The organism is Maribacter sp. PR66, from assembly GCF_028464205.1.
In the GTDB taxonomy this organism is placed as follows: Bacteria; Bacteroidota; Bacteroidia; order Flavobacteriales; family Flavobacteriaceae; genus Maribacter; species Maribacter flavus.
In genome coordinates this window covers 156,154-177,479 of sequence record NZ_JAQPCH010000001.1, presented here as the reverse complement: position 1 = coordinate 177,479, position 21,326 = coordinate 156,154, and the positions used below count along the sequence as shown (strand labels likewise).

At 42.1% G+C, this 21,326-nt stretch carries 14 protein-coding genes; 7 read left to right on the top strand and 7 right to left on the bottom strand.

Going from position 1 to position 21,326, the window contains the following annotated elements:
• Positions 1–26: 26 nt before the first annotated feature.
• The 7 genes from PP181_RS00710 to PP181_RS00680 all read left to right on the top strand — a co-directional run bounded on the left by PP181_RS00710 (position 27) and on the right by PP181_RS00680 (position 8,861).
• Entirely contained in the window at positions 27–479 is a 453-nt protein-coding gene (locus PP181_RS00710; RefSeq protein WP_161598199.1) for a nuclear transport factor 2 family protein, read from the top strand.
• 11 nt (positions 480–490) lie between these two features.
• A complete protein-coding gene (locus tag PP181_RS00705; protein ID WP_272635596.1) occupies positions 491–1,597 on the top strand; it encodes a bile acid:sodium symporter family protein in 1,107 nt (368 codons plus the stop codon).
• Between the two features lie 40 nt (positions 1,598–1,637).
• On the top strand, positions 1,638–2,918 hold the full coding sequence (locus PP181_RS00700; protein ID WP_154917372.1) for a mandelate racemase/muconate lactonizing enzyme family protein: 1,281 nt from the start codon (positions 1,638–1,640) through the stop codon (positions 2,916–2,918).
• Between the two features lie 27 nt (positions 2,919–2,945).
• Entirely contained in the window at positions 2,946–3,881 is a 936-nt protein-coding gene (locus PP181_RS00695; protein ID WP_154917371.1) for an RraA family protein, read from the top strand.
• A 59-nt stretch (positions 3,882–3,940) separates the two neighbouring features.
• A complete protein-coding gene (locus PP181_RS00690) occupies positions 3,941–6,190 on the top strand; it encodes an outer membrane protein assembly factor BamB family protein (RefSeq protein ID WP_272635595.1) in 2,250 nt (749 codons plus the stop codon).
• A gap of 61 nt (positions 6,191–6,251) precedes the next feature.
• Entirely contained in the window at positions 6,252–7,463 is a 1,212-nt protein-coding gene (locus tag PP181_RS00685; RefSeq protein WP_272635594.1) for a cupin domain-containing protein, read from the top strand.
• Positions 7,464–7,673: 210 nt separating this feature from the next.
• The gene (locus PP181_RS00680; protein ID WP_138257845.1) at positions 7,674–8,861 is read left to right on the top strand and encodes a fumarylacetoacetate hydrolase family protein; all 1,188 of its coding nucleotides are present in this window, start codon (positions 7,674–7,676) and stop codon (positions 8,859–8,861) included.
• Positions 8,862–9,106: 245 nt separating this feature from the next.
• On the opposite strand, the gene PP181_RS00675 is transcribed toward PP181_RS00680, so the two are convergent.
• From PP181_RS00675 to PP181_RS00645, 7 genes are all read right to left on the bottom strand, one after another.
• Positions 9,107–11,818 (bottom strand): alpha/beta hydrolase-fold protein, encoded by a 2,712-nt coding sequence (locus tag PP181_RS00675; protein WP_272635593.1) that lies wholly within the window; start codon positions 11,816–11,818, stop codon positions 9,107–9,109.
• Positions 11,819–11,854: 36 nt separating this feature from the next.
• Positions 11,855–12,610 (bottom strand): alpha/beta hydrolase, encoded by a 756-nt coding sequence (locus PP181_RS00670; RefSeq protein WP_272635592.1) that lies wholly within the window; start codon positions 12,608–12,610, stop codon positions 11,855–11,857.
• Between the two features lie 187 nt (positions 12,611–12,797).
• Positions 12,798–14,549, bottom strand: a complete 1,752-nt coding sequence (locus PP181_RS00665) for a glycoside hydrolase family 43 protein (RefSeq protein WP_272635591.1) — start codon at positions 14,547–14,549, stop codon at positions 12,798–12,800.
• A 30-nt stretch (positions 14,550–14,579) separates the two neighbouring features.
• On the bottom strand, positions 14,580–15,938 hold the full coding sequence (locus PP181_RS00660; RefSeq protein ID WP_272635590.1) for a glucuronyl esterase domain-containing protein: 1,359 nt from the start codon (positions 15,936–15,938) through the stop codon (positions 14,580–14,582).
• A gap of 17 nt (positions 15,939–15,955) precedes the next feature.
• Positions 15,956–17,158, bottom strand: coding sequence for an esterase (locus PP181_RS00655; RefSeq protein ID WP_272635589.1), 1,203 nt, complete (start codon positions 17,156–17,158; stop codon positions 15,956–15,958).
• A gap of 11 nt (positions 17,159–17,169) precedes the next feature.
• On the bottom strand, positions 17,170–18,735 hold the full coding sequence (locus PP181_RS00650; RefSeq protein WP_272635588.1) for a glycoside hydrolase family 43 protein: 1,566 nt from the start codon (positions 18,733–18,735) through the stop codon (positions 17,170–17,172).
• A 2-nt stretch (positions 18,736–18,737) separates the two neighbouring features.
• On the bottom strand, positions 18,738–21,209 hold the full coding sequence (locus PP181_RS00645) for a glycoside hydrolase family 95 protein (RefSeq protein WP_272635587.1): 2,472 nt from the start codon (positions 21,207–21,209) through the stop codon (positions 18,738–18,740).
• Positions 21,210–21,326: the final 117 nt, after the last annotated feature.

Below are 21,326 nucleotides of genomic sequence, written 5' to 3'. Positions count from 1 at the left end.
ATTAAATAAAAAGGAATATGATAGCAATGAAGTTGCGTTTTCTTTCTAAGGTTGCGCGGGGACTAACACTTATTACACTTTTGGGCCTTACTTCTTTTATTTCGGCGCAGAATCGAAATAAGAATGTTACGGAAATAGAGAAAGCAGTTACCGAATTATACGGTGCCATGGTGGACAAGGAAAAAGAAGTTTTGGAGCAATTGACATCGGAAAATTTATCCTATGGTCATTCCAGTGGTGCTTTGGAAAATAAATCGGAATATGTAAACGGGGTACTGAACGGTGCATTTCAGTTTTCTTCCATTACGCAAAAGGAACAGACCGTTGCGGTAACCGGTAATGTAGGTGTGGTTCGGCATATTTTTGAGGCCAAAGGAAACAACAATGGTAAACCGGCCGAGGTAAGGATTGGCTGTCTATTGGTATTTAAAAAGGAGGGCCGATGGAAACTACTGGCGAGACAAGCTTATAAACTTTAAAATATTTACTCTTGGGAAAAATCAATATTTATTCAATTTCTTTAGGCTTTGCGGCGGTTTTCTTATTGGTCGTCGTTGGTATGATCATATCGGGAAATATAGATATGGCAGGAGCTTTCATACTAATTCTTTTTGCCCTCATTGCATTCGGCTTCAACGGGTATGAAAAATTAAAAGGTCTTATTTTTACAATTATGATTTTTATGGGGGTGACGGCTGCCCTCTACTACCCATCCTATTTCACCAATATTGGTGATTTCAAGCTCACTGTACTTATAATTCCACTTATACAGATTATTATGTTCGGTATGGGTACCACTATGAGCATCAAGGATTTTGCAGCTGTTTTTCAATCACCTAAGGGTGTTGCTATAGGGGTGTCGGCACAGTTACTAGTAATGCCCATCATTGGTTACATTTTGGCACAGATAAGTGATTTTCCTCCGGAAATTGCAGCCGGTATCGTTTTAATTGGCTGTTCCCCAAGTGGTGTGGCCTCAAATGTTATGGCTTTTTTAGCCAATGCCAATGTTGCTCTGTCCATAACCATTACATCCATAGCAACATTATTGGCTCCTTTTCTTACGCCACTAATGATGAAGGTATTTGCAGGTGAATTCATTGAAATCGATGTGCTTTCTATGATGTGGAGCATTATCAAAATGATTATTCTTCCCATAGGTGCGGGTCTTTTGGTCAATAAACTTTTGGGAAAAGGTGCCAATTGGATTGGTCGAGCCATGCCGCTAATCTCAATGTTGGCCATTGGATTGATAATTACAATCATCACTGCTGCGGGCAGGGATAGTTTGTTGGACATAGGAGGCATATTAATGTTTCTTGTATTGATCCATAATTTCTTTGGATACCTTCTAGGTTATTGGTACGCGAAACTCTTCAAAATGTCCGAAGAGGATGCGCGAACCATTGCTCTTGAAGTGGGCATGCAAAATGCTGGATTGGCATCTGGTATTGCCAACAGTCTTGGAAAAATAGCAACCATGGGATTGGCGCCCGCAGTGTTTGGACCATTGATGAACATCACTGGATCTGTATTGGCCTCTTACTGGCATGGAAAACCAACGGTGAAGGAAGCTAAAGTTTTGGAAACCAATTAATAAATAAAATTAATCACATTAACAAAAATCAAAAGAACCAATGAAAAATTCAAGAAGATCTTTTATATCAAAATCTTTAATGGCTGGAGCAGGTTTAGGTATGGTTTCAAGTACCTATGGTAACGAATATGTAGCAGCTATTGATAAAAACCCCAAACTTTCTGCGCCTTCAGATTTAAAGATAACCGATGTAAAATGTGGTTTTATACGAAGGGGTAGTGGTCTTTTCGTGAAAATACATACCAATCAGGGAATTTACGGATGTGGAGAAGGTGTTGATGCCGTGCCAGGTACCTACCACCTGGTCAAAAGAATGGGTTTTTTTTTAAGGGACCAAAGTCCTTTCAACGTTCATAAAATATTTGAGGATATTAGACGGGCGGGTCATTTTGGCGGCGCGCAGTCAGGTACTTACGTAGCAGTTCTCTCAGCTATTGAAACTGCCTTGTGGGACTTGGCTGGCAAAGCCTTGGATTTGCCTGTTTATAAGTTGCTTGGAGGCAAATTCAGGGACAAGGTAAGAGTATATTGTGATACGGCGCTTTATAGGGTTCGTTTTCCCTCTCCGGACGATTTCGCTACCGCAGCAAAGGATGCCATCAAAAATTGGGGTTTCAATGCCTTAAAGTTCGATTTGGATTATGCTAGTGATCCGGATAAGTATGATCGATATAATTGGACCGCCAGTCCGGGTGAAATTATACGTATGTATGATCAACTTGCCGCGGTGAGGGAAGCGGTAGGTCCAAAAATTGATTTGTGTGTGGATATGCATGGACGTTATGATCATGTTACCGCCCAGACCATAGCAAAAAAAGTAGAGGATTTAAATCTTACTTGGTTGGAAGAGCCCATACCAGCAGAAAATTTTGATGCTTTTAAAACACTTGCCGAAGAAACAAGTACTCCAATTTCTGCTGGTGAAAATGTGTATCTAGGTCACGGGTTCAAGCAATTGTTAGACAATGGAGTGGATATTATTATGCCAGATCTTCAAAAATGTGGCGGATTAGGTGAAGGTCAACGTATTGCCAATTTGGCCAATTTATATTATGTTCCTTTCTCTCCACACATGGTGGCTTCATTCCTAGGTGCCATGGCCTGCGCCCATGTGTGTGCCTCGGTTCCAAATTTCCATTTAATGGAATGGCAATCGTACTTTCATACAGACCCCATGTTTAAGGAAATAGTAACCTATGATGAAGGAGATTGGGTAAAGGATAGTTTTGTAAAAGTTTCGGATAAACCGGGTATTGGGGTAGACATCAATGAGGATGCCATGCGAAAATATGCACCTGAAGGAATTCCGTTTTTTGAATAATTAATAACACATTAAATAGAGAAGATTATGTTTAAAAAAAAATATATGCTCCTAGTGGTGCTCGTGGGTCTTGCAACACAAATGATGGGGCAGCAGATCAGTAAGGAAGAACTTATTTTTTTGACTCCACAATGGACCGGAGAACGTTTTGATGATGGAAGACCCAAGGTGTCCGATGCCCTGTTGGAAAGGATAAAATCCGTAAGTGTGGAAGAGGCTTGGGCCGTCATGAAGAACGAAGGATATCGATATCAAATAGCGGAGGATTGGAAAATGATCAATCCAGATAGTGTTTTGGTAGGTCGCGCCGTAACAGCCACCTTTATGCCAGGCCGCCCTGATGTATGGAAAGCCATTGATGACCGTGGAAAAGCTGAGGGAAAACGGGGACAAAATACATGGCCCGTGGATATTTTGGTTAAGGGTGATGTTTATGTTGCCGATCAATTTGGTGCGGATAAGGACGGTCCTACCATTGGGGACAATGTAGGGAATGCCATTTATGCCAAAACTGGAAATGGCATCGTTTACGACGGCGCTCTTAGGGATGTGGAGGGACTCATGGAAATAGGTGGTTTTACCTCCTATTACACCAGCTATGATGCATCCCACCACAATCCACCGGGAGATTTGAATACGATGCTCATCGGTATAAACCAACCTACCCGAATCAGAACGGTAACCGTTATGCCAGGCGACGTGGTCTTGGGAAAAATGGGAGTAGTGACTTTTATACCTCCCCACTTAGCCGAAAAGGTCGCAACAACTTCGGAAGTTGTTAGGCTCCGTGATATGTTTGGCCACTTGCGCATAAAAGAAGGTGTATATACCGCAGGACAAATAGATACCCGTTGGGCAGAGGATATAGAAAAAGACTTTAGCAAGTGGCTCAACGAACATATAGATGATCTTCCTGTTTCAAGGGAACAGATTCAAGAAATATTGAAGAAAAGAACTTGGTAACCGTTAGGAGTACGGTTGAAATTAAAACCCTTATCGCCGGGATTTTACACCTTAAAATAATGCAAAAAAAAGACTTATCCAGATTTCTGATTTCTCTTTCAGTAACGATGATCTTACTCGTTCTTGTTGGATGTCAATCTCCTGAAGTTCAAAGAAGGGACCATAAGACATGGTCCCACTATGGGGGCAGTCCGGATCAATCCAAGTTTTTTGAGTCGCCTAGTATTACCAAGGAAAATGTAGGTCAATTGGAAATGCTTTGGAGCTATCCTTCCGGCGATGATAGGTTTTATTTTTTTAGTCCTATTATTGTGGACAGTACCATGTTTGTGTTAGGAAAGAATAGTTCTTTAATTGCAATTAATGCCCTAACAGGGGAAGAGCTTTGGATTCATGCCAATTTACCGGGAATTACCAGAAGAGGTATCAATTACTGGGAAAGTGAGGACAAGAGTGATCAAAGATTGTTGTTTACCTTGAACAATTCCATACAGGCCATAGATGCAAGAACAGGAAAATCCATAGAGAATTTTGGAAACAATGGATATGTAGATCTTAGGGAAGGGTTGGACCGTAATCCAACCTCAATAACCCGTATTCAATCTATGATGCCAGGTGTCATTTATGACAATCTATTGATATTGGGGTCCGCGCCCGGAGAAGGATATTTTTCGCCGCCGGGTCATGTCAGGGCCTATAATGTGGTCACTGGTAAAATGGAGTGGATATTTCATACAATTCCCCATCCTGGCGAATATGGCTATGAAACATGGCCAAAGGATGCTTACAAATACGTGGGCGGTGCCAATGTTTGGAGTGAAATCTCCGTAGATGAGGAAAGGGGAATCGCGTATTTGCCCATTGGTTCACCTACGTATGATTATTACGGGGCCGATAGACTAGGAAGTAATCTTTTTGCAAATTCCTTGGTTGCCGTAGATGCCAAGACAGGAGAAAGATTTTGGCATTACCAAACGGTACATCATGATTTGTGGGATTATGATCTATCACCTGCACCTCAACTACTAACAGTGAACAAGGATGGGAAAAAAATAGATGCGGTTTCCATAGCCACAAAACATGGATTTGTTTTTGTGTTTGATCGGGTATCCGGGGAACCTTTATTTCCAATCGAAGAAAAACCATTTCCAAAAAGCGAAATGCCTGGGGAAGAATCTTGGCCTACCCAACCCATAACATCACTTCCTAGTTTTACAAGACATGAGGTAACCAAGGAAAATTTGAATCCATATTTTTCGGATAGCCTTCGACAGGATTGGCTTAAGCGGCTGGACTCGGCAAAAACCGGTCTGTATGTGCCGCCATCGGATAAATATGAAACCCTAATGATGCCTGGAGCCTTGGGTGGTGCCAACTATGGTAATACTGCTGCAGATCCAGAAAAGGGAATAATGTACATAATGACCCAAGAGTATGCCTCAACGTACAGGTTAAATAAAGTGGAACCACCTAAAAATGAATTGACGAATAATGATGTTGATAAGGTGAAATCGCTCTACGGGTCTTCGTGTATTGCCTGTCATGGTCCAAATATGGAGGGTGGTGCGGGACCTTCCCTAAAAAATTTGGGACACCACATGTTTTATGAGGATTTTAGAAATATCGTAATCAACGGAAAAGGGGTCATGCCTGGTCTGATACATGTGGACGAAGCCTCTTTAATGGCGTTGTTTCAGTTTTTGGGGGGTGATCCTGAACGTAGAAATTTTAGACGTGGCCAACGTGAAGATGTACCGATTAAAGGGCCAGTTGTGGCTTCAGGAGGCGTGGATATTCCCCCGGATACCCAGCGTGGCGCTCCCATGCAAGAGTATCCTGAAGGCACTGATCATCCAGAAGTAAGGTACACCACGGATTATGGTTTGGACTGGCCGGGTTTAATTGACCCACCTTGGTCTTCGATCCTTGCATATGACCTCAATAACGGAACGATAAAATGGAGACGGCCCATTGGCGTGGACTCCCTTTATGCAAAAGGGGATGAGACCAAGGGAGCTCCAAATGGTACACAACGTAAGGGTATGGTAATTACCTCTACGGGTATCGTATTTGCTACTGCCAAAGGAGGCAAGGTATATGCATTTGATAGTGAAGATGGAAGCGTACTATGGGAAACTACTTTGAGCAATGAAACCAATGCCCAACCAAGTATGTTTACTTTGAACGGTAAGGAATATTTGGTCATAAATGCTACTTCCAATTTTAGAAGCGATAGTTACGATCATTCAAAAAAGTCGGGAGCCATTTCCAAAGGGTACGTGGTTTACGGGATACCGGATAAAAAATGACTTCTTTCGTAGGGGTTAAAAATGATAATTTTTCGAATCGATTAAAATATAGTTAACTCTTATGAAACCAATACTTAGTTTTTTGTGCTGTCTTTTGGGCAGTATCTGTATAGCGCAAAACCTCAATGAAAGGGTGGTCCATAATGACCCTTCTACCTATCGGGATTTGTCTAGTGTGCACGCAGGTGCAGGTACAATGGGTTTTACCCAGTTAGTAGGTAGAAATGATCTGGCCACTAATTTTTTGTATTTACATTCTGGAATAATTCAGCCTAAATCTGGGATAGGCCATCATTTTCACCATTCCATTGAAGAGATGTACGTTATTCTGGATGGGGAGGCGGAGTTTACGATTAATGGAAGAACATCGACCCTAAAGGGGCCGGCATTAGTTCCCTGCAAACTTGGCGATTCCCATGGTATTTATAATGCCTCTGGAAAACCTTTAAAGTGGTTGAATTTTGCCGTAAGCGAGGTAAAGGCAAGGGGAGATGCCTTTGATTTGGGAGACGATTTATCCAAAACCAAAAAAGATGGCGCCCCTGTGTTTGTAAATGCTCAATTGAACAGGAGCCAACTTAAAGAGGACGAAAAGGCCCATTATGGAAAGGGAGCAAAGTTTAAAAGAATTTTGGGACCCGAAATCTTTAGAACCGCTTGGCACCATGTGGATCATCTAGTAGTGCCGGCAGGGACCAAAACAGAAATGCATCGATTGGAAGGTACAGAGGAGGTTTATTACATTATGAAAGGAACAGGGTCCGCTACAGTAGGTTCGTCCACGGTAGAGTTAAAGAAAGACGATTCCTTCTTTGCCAGCTTGGGAGAGGAGATATCATGGTCTGGTGATGGTGAAGATTTGGAAATTTTGGTGATTGGTATAGCCGCATCCAATGAAAGTGGGCATAAAATTAATAAACCCTTGAACCGACCCAAGGCCATGGCATTGCAAATGGACTTTGTGGTAGATGCGGAAAATGCGGCAGCTTTTGAAAAAATGTACTATTCCATTTATGTTCCCGCAATGGTCGTACAAGACGGATATTTAAGTTCTAAACTACTTCGTCTTTTTCCTCAAGATTTGTCAAAGGAGATCCAAGCGGAACCAACTATATTCAACTACCAAATTCAAATATCTTTCGATACGGAAGAAAATAGGAGAAAATGGGTGGCCAGCGACCAGCATCAAATTGCATGGCCGGCAGCATCAGGACTTGCCAAGGAATTTAAGTGGCGAGGCTACGATGTTATGGGCGATGATGTGCAGCATTAAAATAGTCGTTCTTAAAATGGGTCGGCATTTTCCTTGTTAGAAATAAAGGCTTAAAAATGGTTTCTTATTTTTAAGATGGGTAAATAAGCATCCAGACATTTATTGAAAACAAGATTCGACACCTCGTAAGGCGATGTTTTAGAATAAAATTAGGCAAATACATGGCAATACAACAACGATTGTACAACCCACTAAATATCAAAACTATACATGGATAAAAATCAAATAATCCCAGAATTGGCTAATGAAGGCATATGGATAGGAAGATGCCACGTTCCAAAAAAAAACGCTTTTAAAAATATAGCGGGACCCCACGTGATTTGGGCCCATAAGGGAATAGTTTATGATCTGTCCTATTATTTTAAATCTACCAGTGAACTTATCAATACTAGTTCTTATAAAGAGTTTCTAAAGGTGAACGACCAAAATATTACCCAAATAGGAAAGCTGGAAGAAATATTGGAGAACTCCATATTCCATAATAGGGATGAAGAAAAACCTTTTCTACTGGCGCCTAACGATACCCAGGCGGTAAAGGCGTGCGGGGTAACTTTCATTAAAAGCCTATTGGAACGTGTAATTGAGGAGAAGGCAAAAGGTGATCCCATGTTGGCGAATGAGATAAGGGAAGAAATTACGGCTACCATAGGGGAGGGTCTAAATAATGTTAGACCTGGCTCTGACCATGCCATGAAATTAAAGGAAGAACTGAAGAAACGGGGTATCTGGTCACAATATTTGGAAGTAGGTATAGGGCCGGATGCCGAAGTATTCACTAAGTCCCAACCCTTTTCTTCCGTTGGTTTTGGCGCTGAAGTAGGGGTTCACCATGATTCTGGTTGGAACAACCCAGAACCAGAAGTGGTATTGGTAGTGACCAATAAAGGGCAAATAGTGGGTGCCACATTGGGCAACGATGTTAACCTGAGGGATTTTGAGGGAAGGAGCGCCTTATTACTTGGCGAAGCGAAGGATCAAAATGGCTCATGCGCCATCGGTCCGTTATTTAGAATGTTTGACGATACGTTCTCCCTGGAGCATTTAAAAGCTTCAAAAGTATCATTAAAAATTGAAGGAAAAGATGGCTTTCTTTTAGAAGACTCCAGTGATATGGGGGAAATAAGCAGGTCTCCGGAGGACTTGGTGAGTCAGGTATTGAGCGATAATCATCAATATCCCGATGGGTTTGTACTTTTTTGCGGAACGATGTTCGCCCCTACGTTGGACCGGGACAAAGAAGGTATGGGCTTTACCCATAAAATAAATGATAAAGTGGTAATTGCATCTCCCAAACTTGGCCAATTGGTTAATTGGGTAAACTTAACGAATAGGATTCCAAGATGGCAATTTGGAATCAATGCCTTTATTGATTATACCCTAAAAAGAATGATCGGCTAGTATTAGCTATAGGTTGATGCTGTGGTAAATTGAAATCCCCCTTCTTAAGAAACTGATTTATTTGTTCCTAAACCTATTGTTTTATTACTCCCAACCTCTGTAAATAGCAATTTTCAATTGTGCTTACAGGGATTGGGAGTCAACATAGATTACATTGTATTGGATAAGTTCAAAGTATAGAATTCATGAGGAAATTGCTTAATAGGCCTTTTGTTTTTTCCATAGTCACTATTTTTCAAAAGGTTTCATTTTGTAAATAAGCGCTGTGCAAATGTATAAAGGTCATGTCGCCATACGGGCCATGTATGTCCTCCTGGATATTCGCTGTACTCATATTTGATACCTATCTCGTCAAATTTTTTCATCATTACTTGACAGTTTTGGTAGGCGATATCCTCTTTACCTCCCATCGAAATAAAGAAGCGGTTCAAATTGTTATTGATTTTCTCGGTATGCTCTTTCATAAGTGCATATTGGGGACCCGATAACTCATCGTTATTCGCGAACCATCCCGAACTGAAAACACCCAGATAAGCGAACATGTCCGTGTTCTGAATGCCTGCGTATAGTGTTTGTAATCCACCCATGGACAGTCCGGCCAAGGCTCTATTTTCAGCTCCTGTCTTAACACGGTATTTGTTTTCCACAAAGGGTATCGCTGCTTGCTTAAGTTCGTTTTCAAAGGCCTTCAGTGAATTTTCGTTGAATCCGGCGAGACCGCCAGAGGAAACATTTCCGTCCAAAATGGCAATAATCATCGGTTCAGCCTCATTTCCGGCAATTAAATTGTCCAATATTAGATTGGTCTTCCCTTGCATGGCCCATCCCCGTTGGTCTTCACCACCGCCGTGTAAGAGGTAGAGTACCGGATAGTTGCCGGTTGACCCATCGTACCCCGGAGGTGTATAAACATACATTTCTCGCCAGGAACGGGATGCCTCGGAATAGTACTTGTTAATTCGAATATCACCATGGGGAACATCCTTTAAGCTGTAGTATCCATCTCCCTTGAACGGTATCTCGATTCCACTGGCCATACGACCCATTCCATAAAATGATTCGCTGGCAGGATCTGCAACCGCTACCCCGTCGATGATCAGGGAATAGTAATGAAAACCTTCGGTGATGGAGTCCGTGGTTACGGTCCAAAAACCTTCATCATCTATTTCCATGTCGTATTTTTTACCCAGGTCTATTTGTAGATTTTTGGCGTCCGGAGCCTTGGTCTTGAAAATAACACGCTTATCCGGTAGTATTTGAGGATAGGACGACCTTCTTATATTGGTACTTGCTGGTAATCCGAGCACGCTGTATTTGTTGAAAAGTGATTTATCAACCGGTTTAAAGAGTAATTGAGAAAACATGTACAAGTCATTTTTCCACACCTCAAAATCATGTCCACCTGGTTCCACATAAAAAATATGGAGTACATCGTGTGCATTCAAGTAATCACTCGTACGTTTGCTAAAGGGCATCAGACCGTCGGCATCGCCACAACTGATCCATAATACTTCCAATTCTTTAGCCTTTTCAGGATTTGGCAGTAATTCTTCAGGTACTTTTGTATTCGGAGCCGAAGAAAAGGCACCTACCCAAGAAAAAGTATCCAAATTGCCCAAACCAAAATTTAGGGTTTGCCCACCACCCATAGAGAGACCTGCAATGGCACGGTGCTCCTTATCCTTGTAGACTTTGAATTTTTTCTCGACGTACGGAATCAAATCGTTCAACAAGTCTTTTTCAAAAGTGGCAAATGCGGCCACTTTATCCTGGGCAAAAATATTACCCTCGGCCCGGTCATTTTTCATGGCGCGACCGTTGGGCATGACCACGATCATTGGTTCCAATTTTCCTTCCGCATAGAGATTGTCCAAAATTACGGCCGGAGCTCCATTTTTATACCATTCCTTTTCATCGCCACCGATGCCATGTAATAAATATAATACTGGATAGCGTTTTGATTTGGAATAACCTGGAGGGGTGTAAATGAGCGCTTTCCTTTGAGCTCCGACCGTTTTTGAATTATACAGAATACTGTCGATACGACCTTTCGCTATTCCGGACTTTTCCATATCAAACCCTTTAGGAGCGTGCCTTTCGGCAATTGGATTGTTGGCCTGATTACGAAGAACATTCAATAGTTTAATGGCATATCTTCTGCCAAGAATACGGTAGCCTTCGGCATTAAAATGAAGATTATCCTTTGCATCCGGCACTCCCTTTGACGAAACAATATGTGCATTGGGTATCGTTTCTGGAAGCGTTGCAACAATTTCGTTCATACTCGAACAAATACCGCCTTGATCCGCATGTACCATCTCACCGGCAATTAAAGGTGTTTTGGAAGCCTCGAGCCCCAAGTCTTTAAGCAGGTTGTCATATACTACTTTTACTTTTTTGGGCCATAGGGTGTCCCCGGTGTTCGATTCTCCCTGATGTAATAAAATACCCTTTATAACACCATCTTTTTGAGCAATCTTTGCCATCTCTACGAGACGACCATATGGATTTCCGTCGTATTCCTTAATCATATTCAGCATCCAATCTGGGGCTGTTTTGACATAATCCTCATAACCATCCTTGTCGAAAAGCTCAATTTTGCAACCTCCTACCGCTACATTTATGACCCCAACTGTAATGCTGTCGGGCAAACTTTCTACCATTGTTCTTCCGAAATAATCTGTAGGTGTAAGGCCTGTTTTACAACGGCATAGGGGTGGTATGGCCGTGTACCAATTTCCTTTCTTTCGATTAAGTTCCGGACAGTCTACTGCTGCCAAAACCTTAAAACGGTCGGTTACATCAATAGTATCCTGTGCTTCTATACGCGCATTGCCTTCCATGTTTGACTGACCAAAACTTAAATAAATATGGAAGTTTGGGTCCTGACCCATAATTTTTATGGAAGACATTAGGAGTATTGCCAAAACGCCGATGTGGATTCTTAGTTTTTTCATTTTTAGTGCTGTGTATCTAGTTTACAATTAAAAATATCAGTCATTCATTAATTGGTTCCTTTTCATCCAATCAAATAAGGGAGTAATCCAGCTGGAGTGTTTGAAAATAAATCCATGACCTCCTTTTGGATAAATATGCATTTCCACATTTACTTTTTTGTGTCTCAATTGTTCGAAATATTCAATACTATTGTCCACATCAACAGTGATATCATCTGCAGCATGCGTTATGTAAGCAATTGGTGTATTTGTATTCACTTGTAATTCATTAGAGAAAAGTTGAACATCTTCTTCACTTGGATTTTCACCAATTAAAGCATTTCGAGAACCATCGTGGGTTAAATTACTGGTCATGCTAATCACTGGATAAACCAAAATTTGAAAGTCGGGCCGTAAGCTTGTGTTCTTTGCATTTTCTATGTGGGCTTTTTCAAAATGGGTGGAAACAGTTGAAGCTAAATGCCCACCAGCAGAAAACCCCATTACACCAATTTTATCTTTGTTCAACCCCCACTTTTCAGCATTTTCACGTACTATTTTTATGGCTTGTTGGGCATCTTGTAAAGGGCCAATTTTTCTATTTACCATGATCTCATCATTTGGTAAGCGATATTTTAGAACAAAAGAGGCAATACCTTTTTCAGCTAAAATTTTTGCATTGTTAATGCCTTCACCTTGATAAACAACAACACTATAACCGCCGCCAGGAATAAGAATAACGGCTGTGCCTGTCGCTTTTTCGGGATTTGGTTTAAAATATTCCAGGGTAGGATGGGTTACATTCCTATACAAACCTTCTCCCGATTCTTTTATTTAAGAGGGTTTTGAATTTGGAATTTCAGAAGAATATAGATTTATTATTTCCTGAGCATTTATAGCGGAAAATGATAAGAAGAATAAAACTATATGATAAAAAATATTTTTCCCCATTAAGTAGATTTTAAGTTACTCGGTAATTACTTTTCAAAAAATAATTGTACTAATCCTCCAGTATGATGTCGTTACCTGATGTTGCATACAATCCTAACAAGGCACCGGTAAAACCTCCGGCAACATCGGTAGAAAGAATATCTCCAGAAACTGTTCCGCCAACCGTTTTGAAATCCGAACCGTTTACTGCATAACTGAATTGATATTCATCCCCTTCGGCTGATATTTTTAGGTCTATTGGGCCATTCAAATCAATCGGTTCCGTTGCTATGATTTTAGAAACTGTTTCTCCACGCCAATTGGGTTTACTGTTTTTCTGAAGAACTAAATAGTTTTGCTTTCCTTTTTTTGTGATACCGAATACATAATTGGAATTTTCATTTTGATAGGCCGTAACTCCGGCCATGTCTTTTTCCGATTTCGGCTCATATTCCAAAGTAGTTGTAAAGGAAAAGGTTCTATGCTGTTGCCGATGAAATAACGTTGAGGTAGGTTTTCGTTCCTTGATGTTGGTACTGAACGGGGAGATTTCCAAGCCTTTCTTTGTTTGTTTGATGAATGCTTCCCGTGTACCCCTTAAACCAATCCATCTATAATCCAGCTTATCCGAAGAGAAATTTTCTTCAAAGGTGAAGTTTCCATTGGGTATAAAACCATCTTGACCGGTTTTATTGGTTACGCCTTGCGGCATTTTAAGCTTTGGCTCCATAGGGACTAAGCCATTTTCGAAGACAGGATATTCACCGGACCAATCCACCGGTAGAATGAAGGTCTCCCGACCCGTATTAACGCGATTTTCTTCATTGGGTCTAATGGCAAGGAATACGCCGTAATATTGGTCATCCGGACCTTTAACCAAATCGGCATGACCGGCCCAGTCCACCATATTTTCTCTGTCTTTTGGAAAGTAACGTTGGGTCAAAATCGGGTTACTCGGAGCAGGAATGTAGGTTCCTTTTGGGCTATCACTTTTAAAAATCACTTCACTATGCCAGTCGCCCGTACCACCTTCCGCGCACATTAAGTAATAACTTCCGTCTTTTTTATAGATATGTGGTGCCTCGATCCAAATAGGTTTTTCGGTAATATCTACGCCACCATCTACAATGATTTCGTCTGTACCGGCTATTACTTGATCCTTCTCAATATCATATTCCCATATCTTGATGACCCTGTGCCCATTGTATAATTCTTTTCCTTTATCCGGGGCATCATTATGTACAACATACCCCTTACCGTCATCATCAAAGAAAATGGAAGGGTCAATTCCGCCAAAATCTAGCTTTTTTGGGCTGCCCCATCCTTTCATAGGATCTTTTGTTTTTACGATGATATTTCCTAGTCCCCCAGAAAAAGCCGTAACAATCATATAAAATGTATCATTATGAGGGTTGTAGGTTATACCAGGGGCATAAACACCTTGACTAATACCGGTATCATGAGGATTGAACTCTGTAATATCATCTAGAACACCACCTAAGTCGGTCCAATTAACTAAATCTTTTGAGTGGAAAATCGGCACGCCGGGAAACATGGCAAAAGAGGAGCAAACCATATAATAGTCGTCTCCCTTTCTGGTAATGGCAGGGTCTGGGTAACAACCCTGTAAAATGGGGTTATAAAATTCCCCTTCTTCCAATGGAAAATCGTTGTAGACCTGATCGTTACCCTCATAGATGACTTTGGTGAATATGGGAACGTTTTTTTTGGGTGGATACGTACTGTATTCCGAAACGGTAAAGCTTACCATTGCAAACAGCGATACAACGGCCATTGCTAAAAGTGTATTTTTTTTTCTCATTTTTAAATTATTCAAAAGTTGTATTAATTCTTATTCATCTTTCCAGTATTTATGTGCCCACGCAATCCAAGTACTCCAGTTGGGCCCTGTGCTATGGCCGCCCGCATGTTGTCTAAAAGCAACTTCTCCAGAAGTTAAAGCTTGACCAATTACCGGATATTCTTCGCTTTCCATACCTTTTTTGCCGAGTAAGGTATATACTGGGGTGGCATGAAGTCCTGCAAGGAACATGCCCTTTCCATCCACCCAATTTCCTTCGATGAGTGGCGAACCCACACTTATAAAAACTGGTCTTGGCGCACATAGGGCAATGAGTTCATGGGCATCAACGGGCAAGTCATTTACCGTGAGCGTGCTAGCGTACTTAATGAAATTGCCAGCAAACCAGTGGTACTCGCCGCTAGAAGCCAAATTTTCTACCATCTCACCATAATTCCTTCGTAATAGGGAAGCTCCTCCAGCACCAGAGCTACCAATAAAGCCCAAAGAAAACCGTGGGTCAAAGGCCATGGTGACCAAGGCCGCCTTACCATAGCGAGAGGTTCCTTCAATACCGATTTTTGAGGCATCGATTTTAGGATTAGTTTCATAGTAGTCCATGGCTCTTTCTGCGCCCCAGGCCCAAGCACGAAGCACGCCCCAATCTTGCGGACTTCTATGTTTTCCTTTGTTTGTCAAGCCGATGATGCCAGAGGTGAGTCCGGCCCCATGATCAGCCTGTACACTTGTGGGTACCAAAATGGCATAGCCCCAGTGCTGTGAGATGAGTTGCTGTTTCCATAAAGGTTCATAAGAGGACATAAAATAACTGCTAGGTTCTGCGGGAGGTGGACCAAAAGGCCAAGTGATAAAGCCAAAACGAGTGACCAATGGCACCGCCTTTTCAATGTTTTTGGGAAGGCCTATCAGCAATTCTATATTGACTTCGATATCAGGATGGTTGGAGTTGTTCACCTTACCCATAAGAAGCGTTTCTGTCACCGGATAGGGGCCTGCCGTGGTATCTTTTTCCGACACGACGGTCCAACTTACATTGGGTACATTTTTTGGGACACGACCATACATCTCCTTTTCAAATTGTACTACTATTTCTGGTCTTCTAATATTCCACCAAGCTTTTTCTGTTGCTACTGGAGTTCCGTTTGAAGTAACTAAAGGGTCGGGTAGGGAATAGAAACCAACTTTGTTCTCATCCGTATTAGCGTCATTGGGGTCAGTGGGATTTCCTGATGGTCCTGGACGATTGGGAATCGTAATCCCCAATTGCTCCTTCATTTGTGCAAAATCTTGTCGGGTATACTTGGCGATACTATCCCTTGACAAATCACTATTCTGGGCACCTACTAGGATAGTACTTAAGAAAATAAAGAAGTATAGTATTTTTTTCAAGTTGGAAGGATTTTTGTTCAGTTATCAAGGTCTTTCCAAAGGTTGGGCAGAAACCTATAATATAAGAGGTGCCGCCAAGTAGACCAGTCATGTCCACCCTTGCCGCCCACATAGTAGTCGTGTTCTATGTTGTGGTTTTTTAAGGCATCGACGAGGCCTTGGACCCTAGCATTGAAAAAACCTTCCGCTTCCTTGGTTCCTTGACCTACGAAAAGATAATCGACCTTGTCATTGACGTTTGGATCATTTAAGAAATCTTTCAAAGAAGTTTCCGCATCGGTATCTCCAGCACTGAGAATTCCAAAGTTCGCAAAAAGATCGAGCGACCTAAAACCGATGAACATACTGTGACGGCCTCCCATGGATAATCCGGAAATGGCTCTTCCTTGAGGAGATTCTATCGTACTGTAATTTCTATCTACTATTGGAATCACATGGTTTCGTAGCTCCTTTTCAAAAATATCAAAAGTCAGTTGTGCATGCTCAGGATGGTTTCTGTGGATGACCTGATTGTTGGGAATGGCAATAATCATTGGCTTTGCCTTGCCTTCTGCCAAAAGGTTGTCCATAATAAAATTTACCCTTCCATCATAAATCCAATTGGATGGGAGCTCGCCACTCCCTCCGACCAAATAGAGTACTGGATATTCTTTACTGGAATCATAGCCGGGAGGAGTGTATACATACAATTCTCTTTCGCCATTGGTGACATCCGAATGATAAACGTGACGCGTGACATTTCCATGGGGTACATTTTTCGCATCATAATACGAAGGTTCGTCACCATGCACCACCAAAGTACTGTATGGTGGCATGGCCGTAAAAGCGGCCTGGGTATTATTGGGATCTGCAATTTGTGCACCATCTACCCTAAAATGATACGAATACATATCCACCGGAAGGGGGCCAATAGTCAATGACCAGACCCCATCATCACCTTTGGTAAAAGGGATGGGCTCTCTTCCCTTGCCCAAGGCAGTGTTGATGGCTCCCGGGTTCAATTCCACATTTTTTGCGTCCGGAGCCTTTACCCGAAAAGTAACGGTGCGGTCATCATGCACTTCAGGAGAATTTACCGCTGCACTAAAAGGAATCAACCCTTCCGTATCTTTCTGGGGGTTATAGTCCAAGTTGACATTCGCTTGCTGACCAAAGCCAAGGGCTGCAGTTAAAAGCAGAGCCGAGGTGATAATTTGTAAATAAAAATTCTTAAAATTCATAGTAGTGTTTTTTAATCCAGTTCATTCTTAATCCGGAAATAGTCGAAATCCACCGAGCCTCCGGTTTGGGAAGTGGCATAATTGAAGAGCCCAAAACGGTATCCCATAAAGTGGGGTAGGGTGTAGGACATTTTTAATTCCGACCCTATTCTCTTCCAATTTTTGTTATCCAAACTATAATAAAACCAAGCCACATCCTTTTTGTCCGTAAAATCACAACTTGCTTTTAAATAGATTGTTTCTTGATTTAGTGCGAGCTCCTCCACCTTTTTTTCAGCTTCATCGTTTCCCTCAACCATGACAATTTTCTTTTTGTCATTTGCATGGGTTACACCCACCCAGCCGTAGTTTTTTTGGAGAAGCGCCAATCCGGCCTTATCACCTTCCTTCATGTTGGAAACGTCTATGGAGGTTACGCCCGTACAAACGGGTCCGATCGTTCGTTGTGTGAGCGTATTTCGGGTATCCACCAAGGTTTCGTCCGTTCGTCCTGTGGTCAATCGTAAAAAGCCCTTACGGTCCGAAAGTGACCATAAACTATCCACAGGGTTGTGGTTCCATTGCCAAACCAATGGAAGTATTAGATCATTATTTTTACGCTTGAACTCATCCGATGCTACAATGTTTGGTATTAGCCCATTACTTGGAGGTAAATCCAAGGAATCAGGGACTTTTCCATCTATGCCAAGTATGGGCCAACCATCTTCCCATTTGACCGGAACTATATATGGAATTCTACCCACGGAGCCATAATCCCTAAAGAGATAAGAAAACCATTTCCCATCCGGGGTATCTATGAGGCCGCCTTGGGCAACTCCTTTGTCCTGGAGCGCAAGTCTGCCTTCCCAAGGACCGTTGATGTTGTCCGCTCGATGAATTAATACGGTGCGCATGCCACCTCTTGGCCAAGTAATGTTGAAGAGATAGTATTTTCCATTGATTTTAAAGAGTTGTGAACCCTCCGCACCCAACATGATATTGTCACCGGCCGGGGCACTGGCGTTTTCAATCAAGACCCTTTCCGTTCCTTTTTTTACGCCGGACAAATCGCTTTCAAGTTCGGCGATCATCAATTTCCCGGCACCCCAAATCATGTATACTTTGCCATCATCGTCAAAATGGACCGTCAAGTCGTGATAGGAAGGTTCAAATGAGGTTTCGTTCCATGGACCATTTTCTATATCCTTGGTAGAAAAGACGTAGGTTTTTCCGGTGGTGGCTGCAAACGTGAAGACATAAAATGTTCCATTATGGTAGCGTATACAACTGGCCCAAGAACCCCTGCCGTAGGCATTTTTACCGTTTTCCATATTTATGGCATCCACCTCCCCGAGTCGGTCATAGGCATAGTTCACCAATTCCCAATTGACCAAGTCTTTGGATTTCATGATAGGAACCCCGGGACTCAAATGCATGGTGGTACTGCTCATATAGTATGTGTCTTCTACACGCACCATGGATGCATCCGGAACATCCGCAAACAAAATGGGGTTCTGTGCGTTTTGCTTTTGGGCATGAGCGGAAAACTGAAGCATCAGTAAAACGAGCAAAATAGTATGGGTGAAAAATCGGATCATGCTTACTTCTCCATTATAAAGGTGTATGTCTTTCCTTTTTCAGTTTCCAAATCGTATAGAAACGTATTTGCCAATTCTAGATTCTTCAAGGTGGCCTCCTTGGAAATTATGGGTGCAGCCGTTTCAGGTACATAAAAGAGTGGATTCGGATTTTCGTCTTCCACTTTTTTCAAGGTTCCTATTCCGACTAATTCTACGGCATTTGGAACTCGAAGTCGGAGGTTTCCTCCCAAATTCGATTTTATCGTAGCGACTACTAATTTTTTATCCTTCCATTCCATCGAAACCAATTCAAAATCACCCCGAGCTTTTAAACCGCCTACATAGCCGGACTTTAAGGCATCTGGAATGGCGGGGAGCAAATGAACCGAGCCATCGGAACTTTGCAACAACATTTCGGCAATACCGGAGGTACACCCAAAATTCCCATCAATTTGAAACGGTGGGTGCGCATCGAAGAGGTTATTGTAGGTACCGCCCCCGCCTTGGTTTATGCCGACCGGGGTCAACTGGTCCTTTATCAATTTATAGGCATGGTTGCCGTCCTGCATTTTGGCCCACCAGTTTACCTTCCAGCCCATGCTCCATCCTGTAGAGACATCACCACGTTGCAGTAATGTATTTTTTGAGGCTGCAAAAAGTTTGGGAGTTCGGTAGGGCGAAATCTGGTTGGACGGAAAGAGACCGTACAAATGAGAAATATGCCTATGATGATCTTCGGGTGAATCCACATCATCCAACCATTCCTGTAATTGATTGTGCTTGCCCACTTGCATAGGTGGGAGTTGTTTTCTTAGCATTTTAAGGGAATCGGCAAAAGCTTCATCCTTTCCCAAAATTTTAGAGGCTTTGATTGCGCTATTGAAAACATCCAGAACCAATTGATTGTCCATGGTGGAGCCAGCCGTAATGGAGGACCCTTGATGTTCTTTTGGGGCGTTTTCGGGAGAATTTCCAGGAGCAACTACCAGATAGGGATAATTCGGATGTTCAACCAAAAAATCGGCATAGAACTCGGCAGTACCTTTTAAAACGGGATAGATGGATTGTAAAAATGAGGTATCACCGGTATATAAATAGTGTTCCCAAAGATGTTGACTGGTCCATGCACCACCGCCGTTCCAAATCCCCCAAAACGCACCGTCTATGGGGCCGGTAATTCGCCAAATATCGGTGTTATGATGCGCCATCCAACCCCTAGCACCATACATGACTTTTGCGGTTTCTTTTCCCGTTTCCGAAAGCTCTTGCACCATGGTCAAAAAAGGTTCGTGCAATTCCGAAAGGTTGGTTCGCTCTGCAGGCCAATAGTTCATTTCCGCGTTTATGTTGATCGTATACTTACTGTCCCATGCGGGTTTCATGCGTCCGTTCCATATTCCCTGCAAGTTTGCCGGTTGTCCACCAGGTTGGGAAGAGGAAATCAATAAATACCTTCCAAATTGAAAATATAGGGACACAAACGAAGGGTCATTAGTATTTCTAAAATTTGCCAATCGCTCATCCGTAGGTAGTTTTGAAGCCTCCGAACTTCCAAAATCCAAAACAACCCTATCAAAGAGCTTTTGATATTTTTTAATGTGGTCAGACTTTAATTGGTCATAGTCTTTTTCAAAAGCAGCATCCAAATACGCTTTTGCCCGTTCCGTTTCATCACCACTCAAGTCATGGTATGAATTAAAGTTTGTAGCAATGGAAATCATGATAACGGCTTCATCCGCATTTTTAACTTCAACGGAGGAATTGGTTTGGGTGACCGTTCCGTTAGTAGTTTTTATTCTGGCCAGCGCATTGAACTTCACTTTACCCTCTACTCCTTCGTGGTCACTCGTTTTGCCCCAAAGTGAAAGTTGGTCGTTACCCTGAGTCTCAATTCTTGGTTCTAGGTGCGGCGTAGTAAAGTTTGCCGTAAATGAAACTTTACCCGGTTCATCAGCCGAAATTTTGATAACTAGCACACGGTCGGCCAAAGAAACAAATGCTTCTCGGTTATAGGTAATCCCATTTAATTGGTAAGAGGTTTTACTAACGGCCTTGCTGATATCCAATTCCCGATAATACTCATTGTATGCTTTATGGTTTGGGAAGGATAGCTCCAGGTTGCCCACGGGTTGGAACATTTGTCCATGTGATTTCTTGGTAATGATTTTCTCATTGGCCAATTGTTCCGCGGCCTTATATTCCCCTTTAAAAATCAGCTCACGTACTTTGGGCAAAGCCTCCAGTGCATCTGGATTATCGTTTCGGTTAGGGCTTCCACTCCATACGGTATGCTCGTTCAATTGAAAAATTTCATTAGACACATTGCCGTAAACCATGGCTCCTATGCGTCCGTTTCCTATGGGCAAAGCATTTTCCCAATCCTTCCCGGAAGGTTCATCATACCATAATTTTAGGTCAGAATTTTGTTGTCCGAAAAATAAAAATGGAGCTAGGAGAATGGCCGTACATATTACTTTATTAAGGGTTACCATCTAACTTATAAAATGAAGGTTTAAATTTAAGTGTTCAATATACACATAAAGCCGATTTAAATTTTATTTTTAAAAAGTATTTTTTGAATAATTGTGAAGGAATCTAAAAAAAACCAA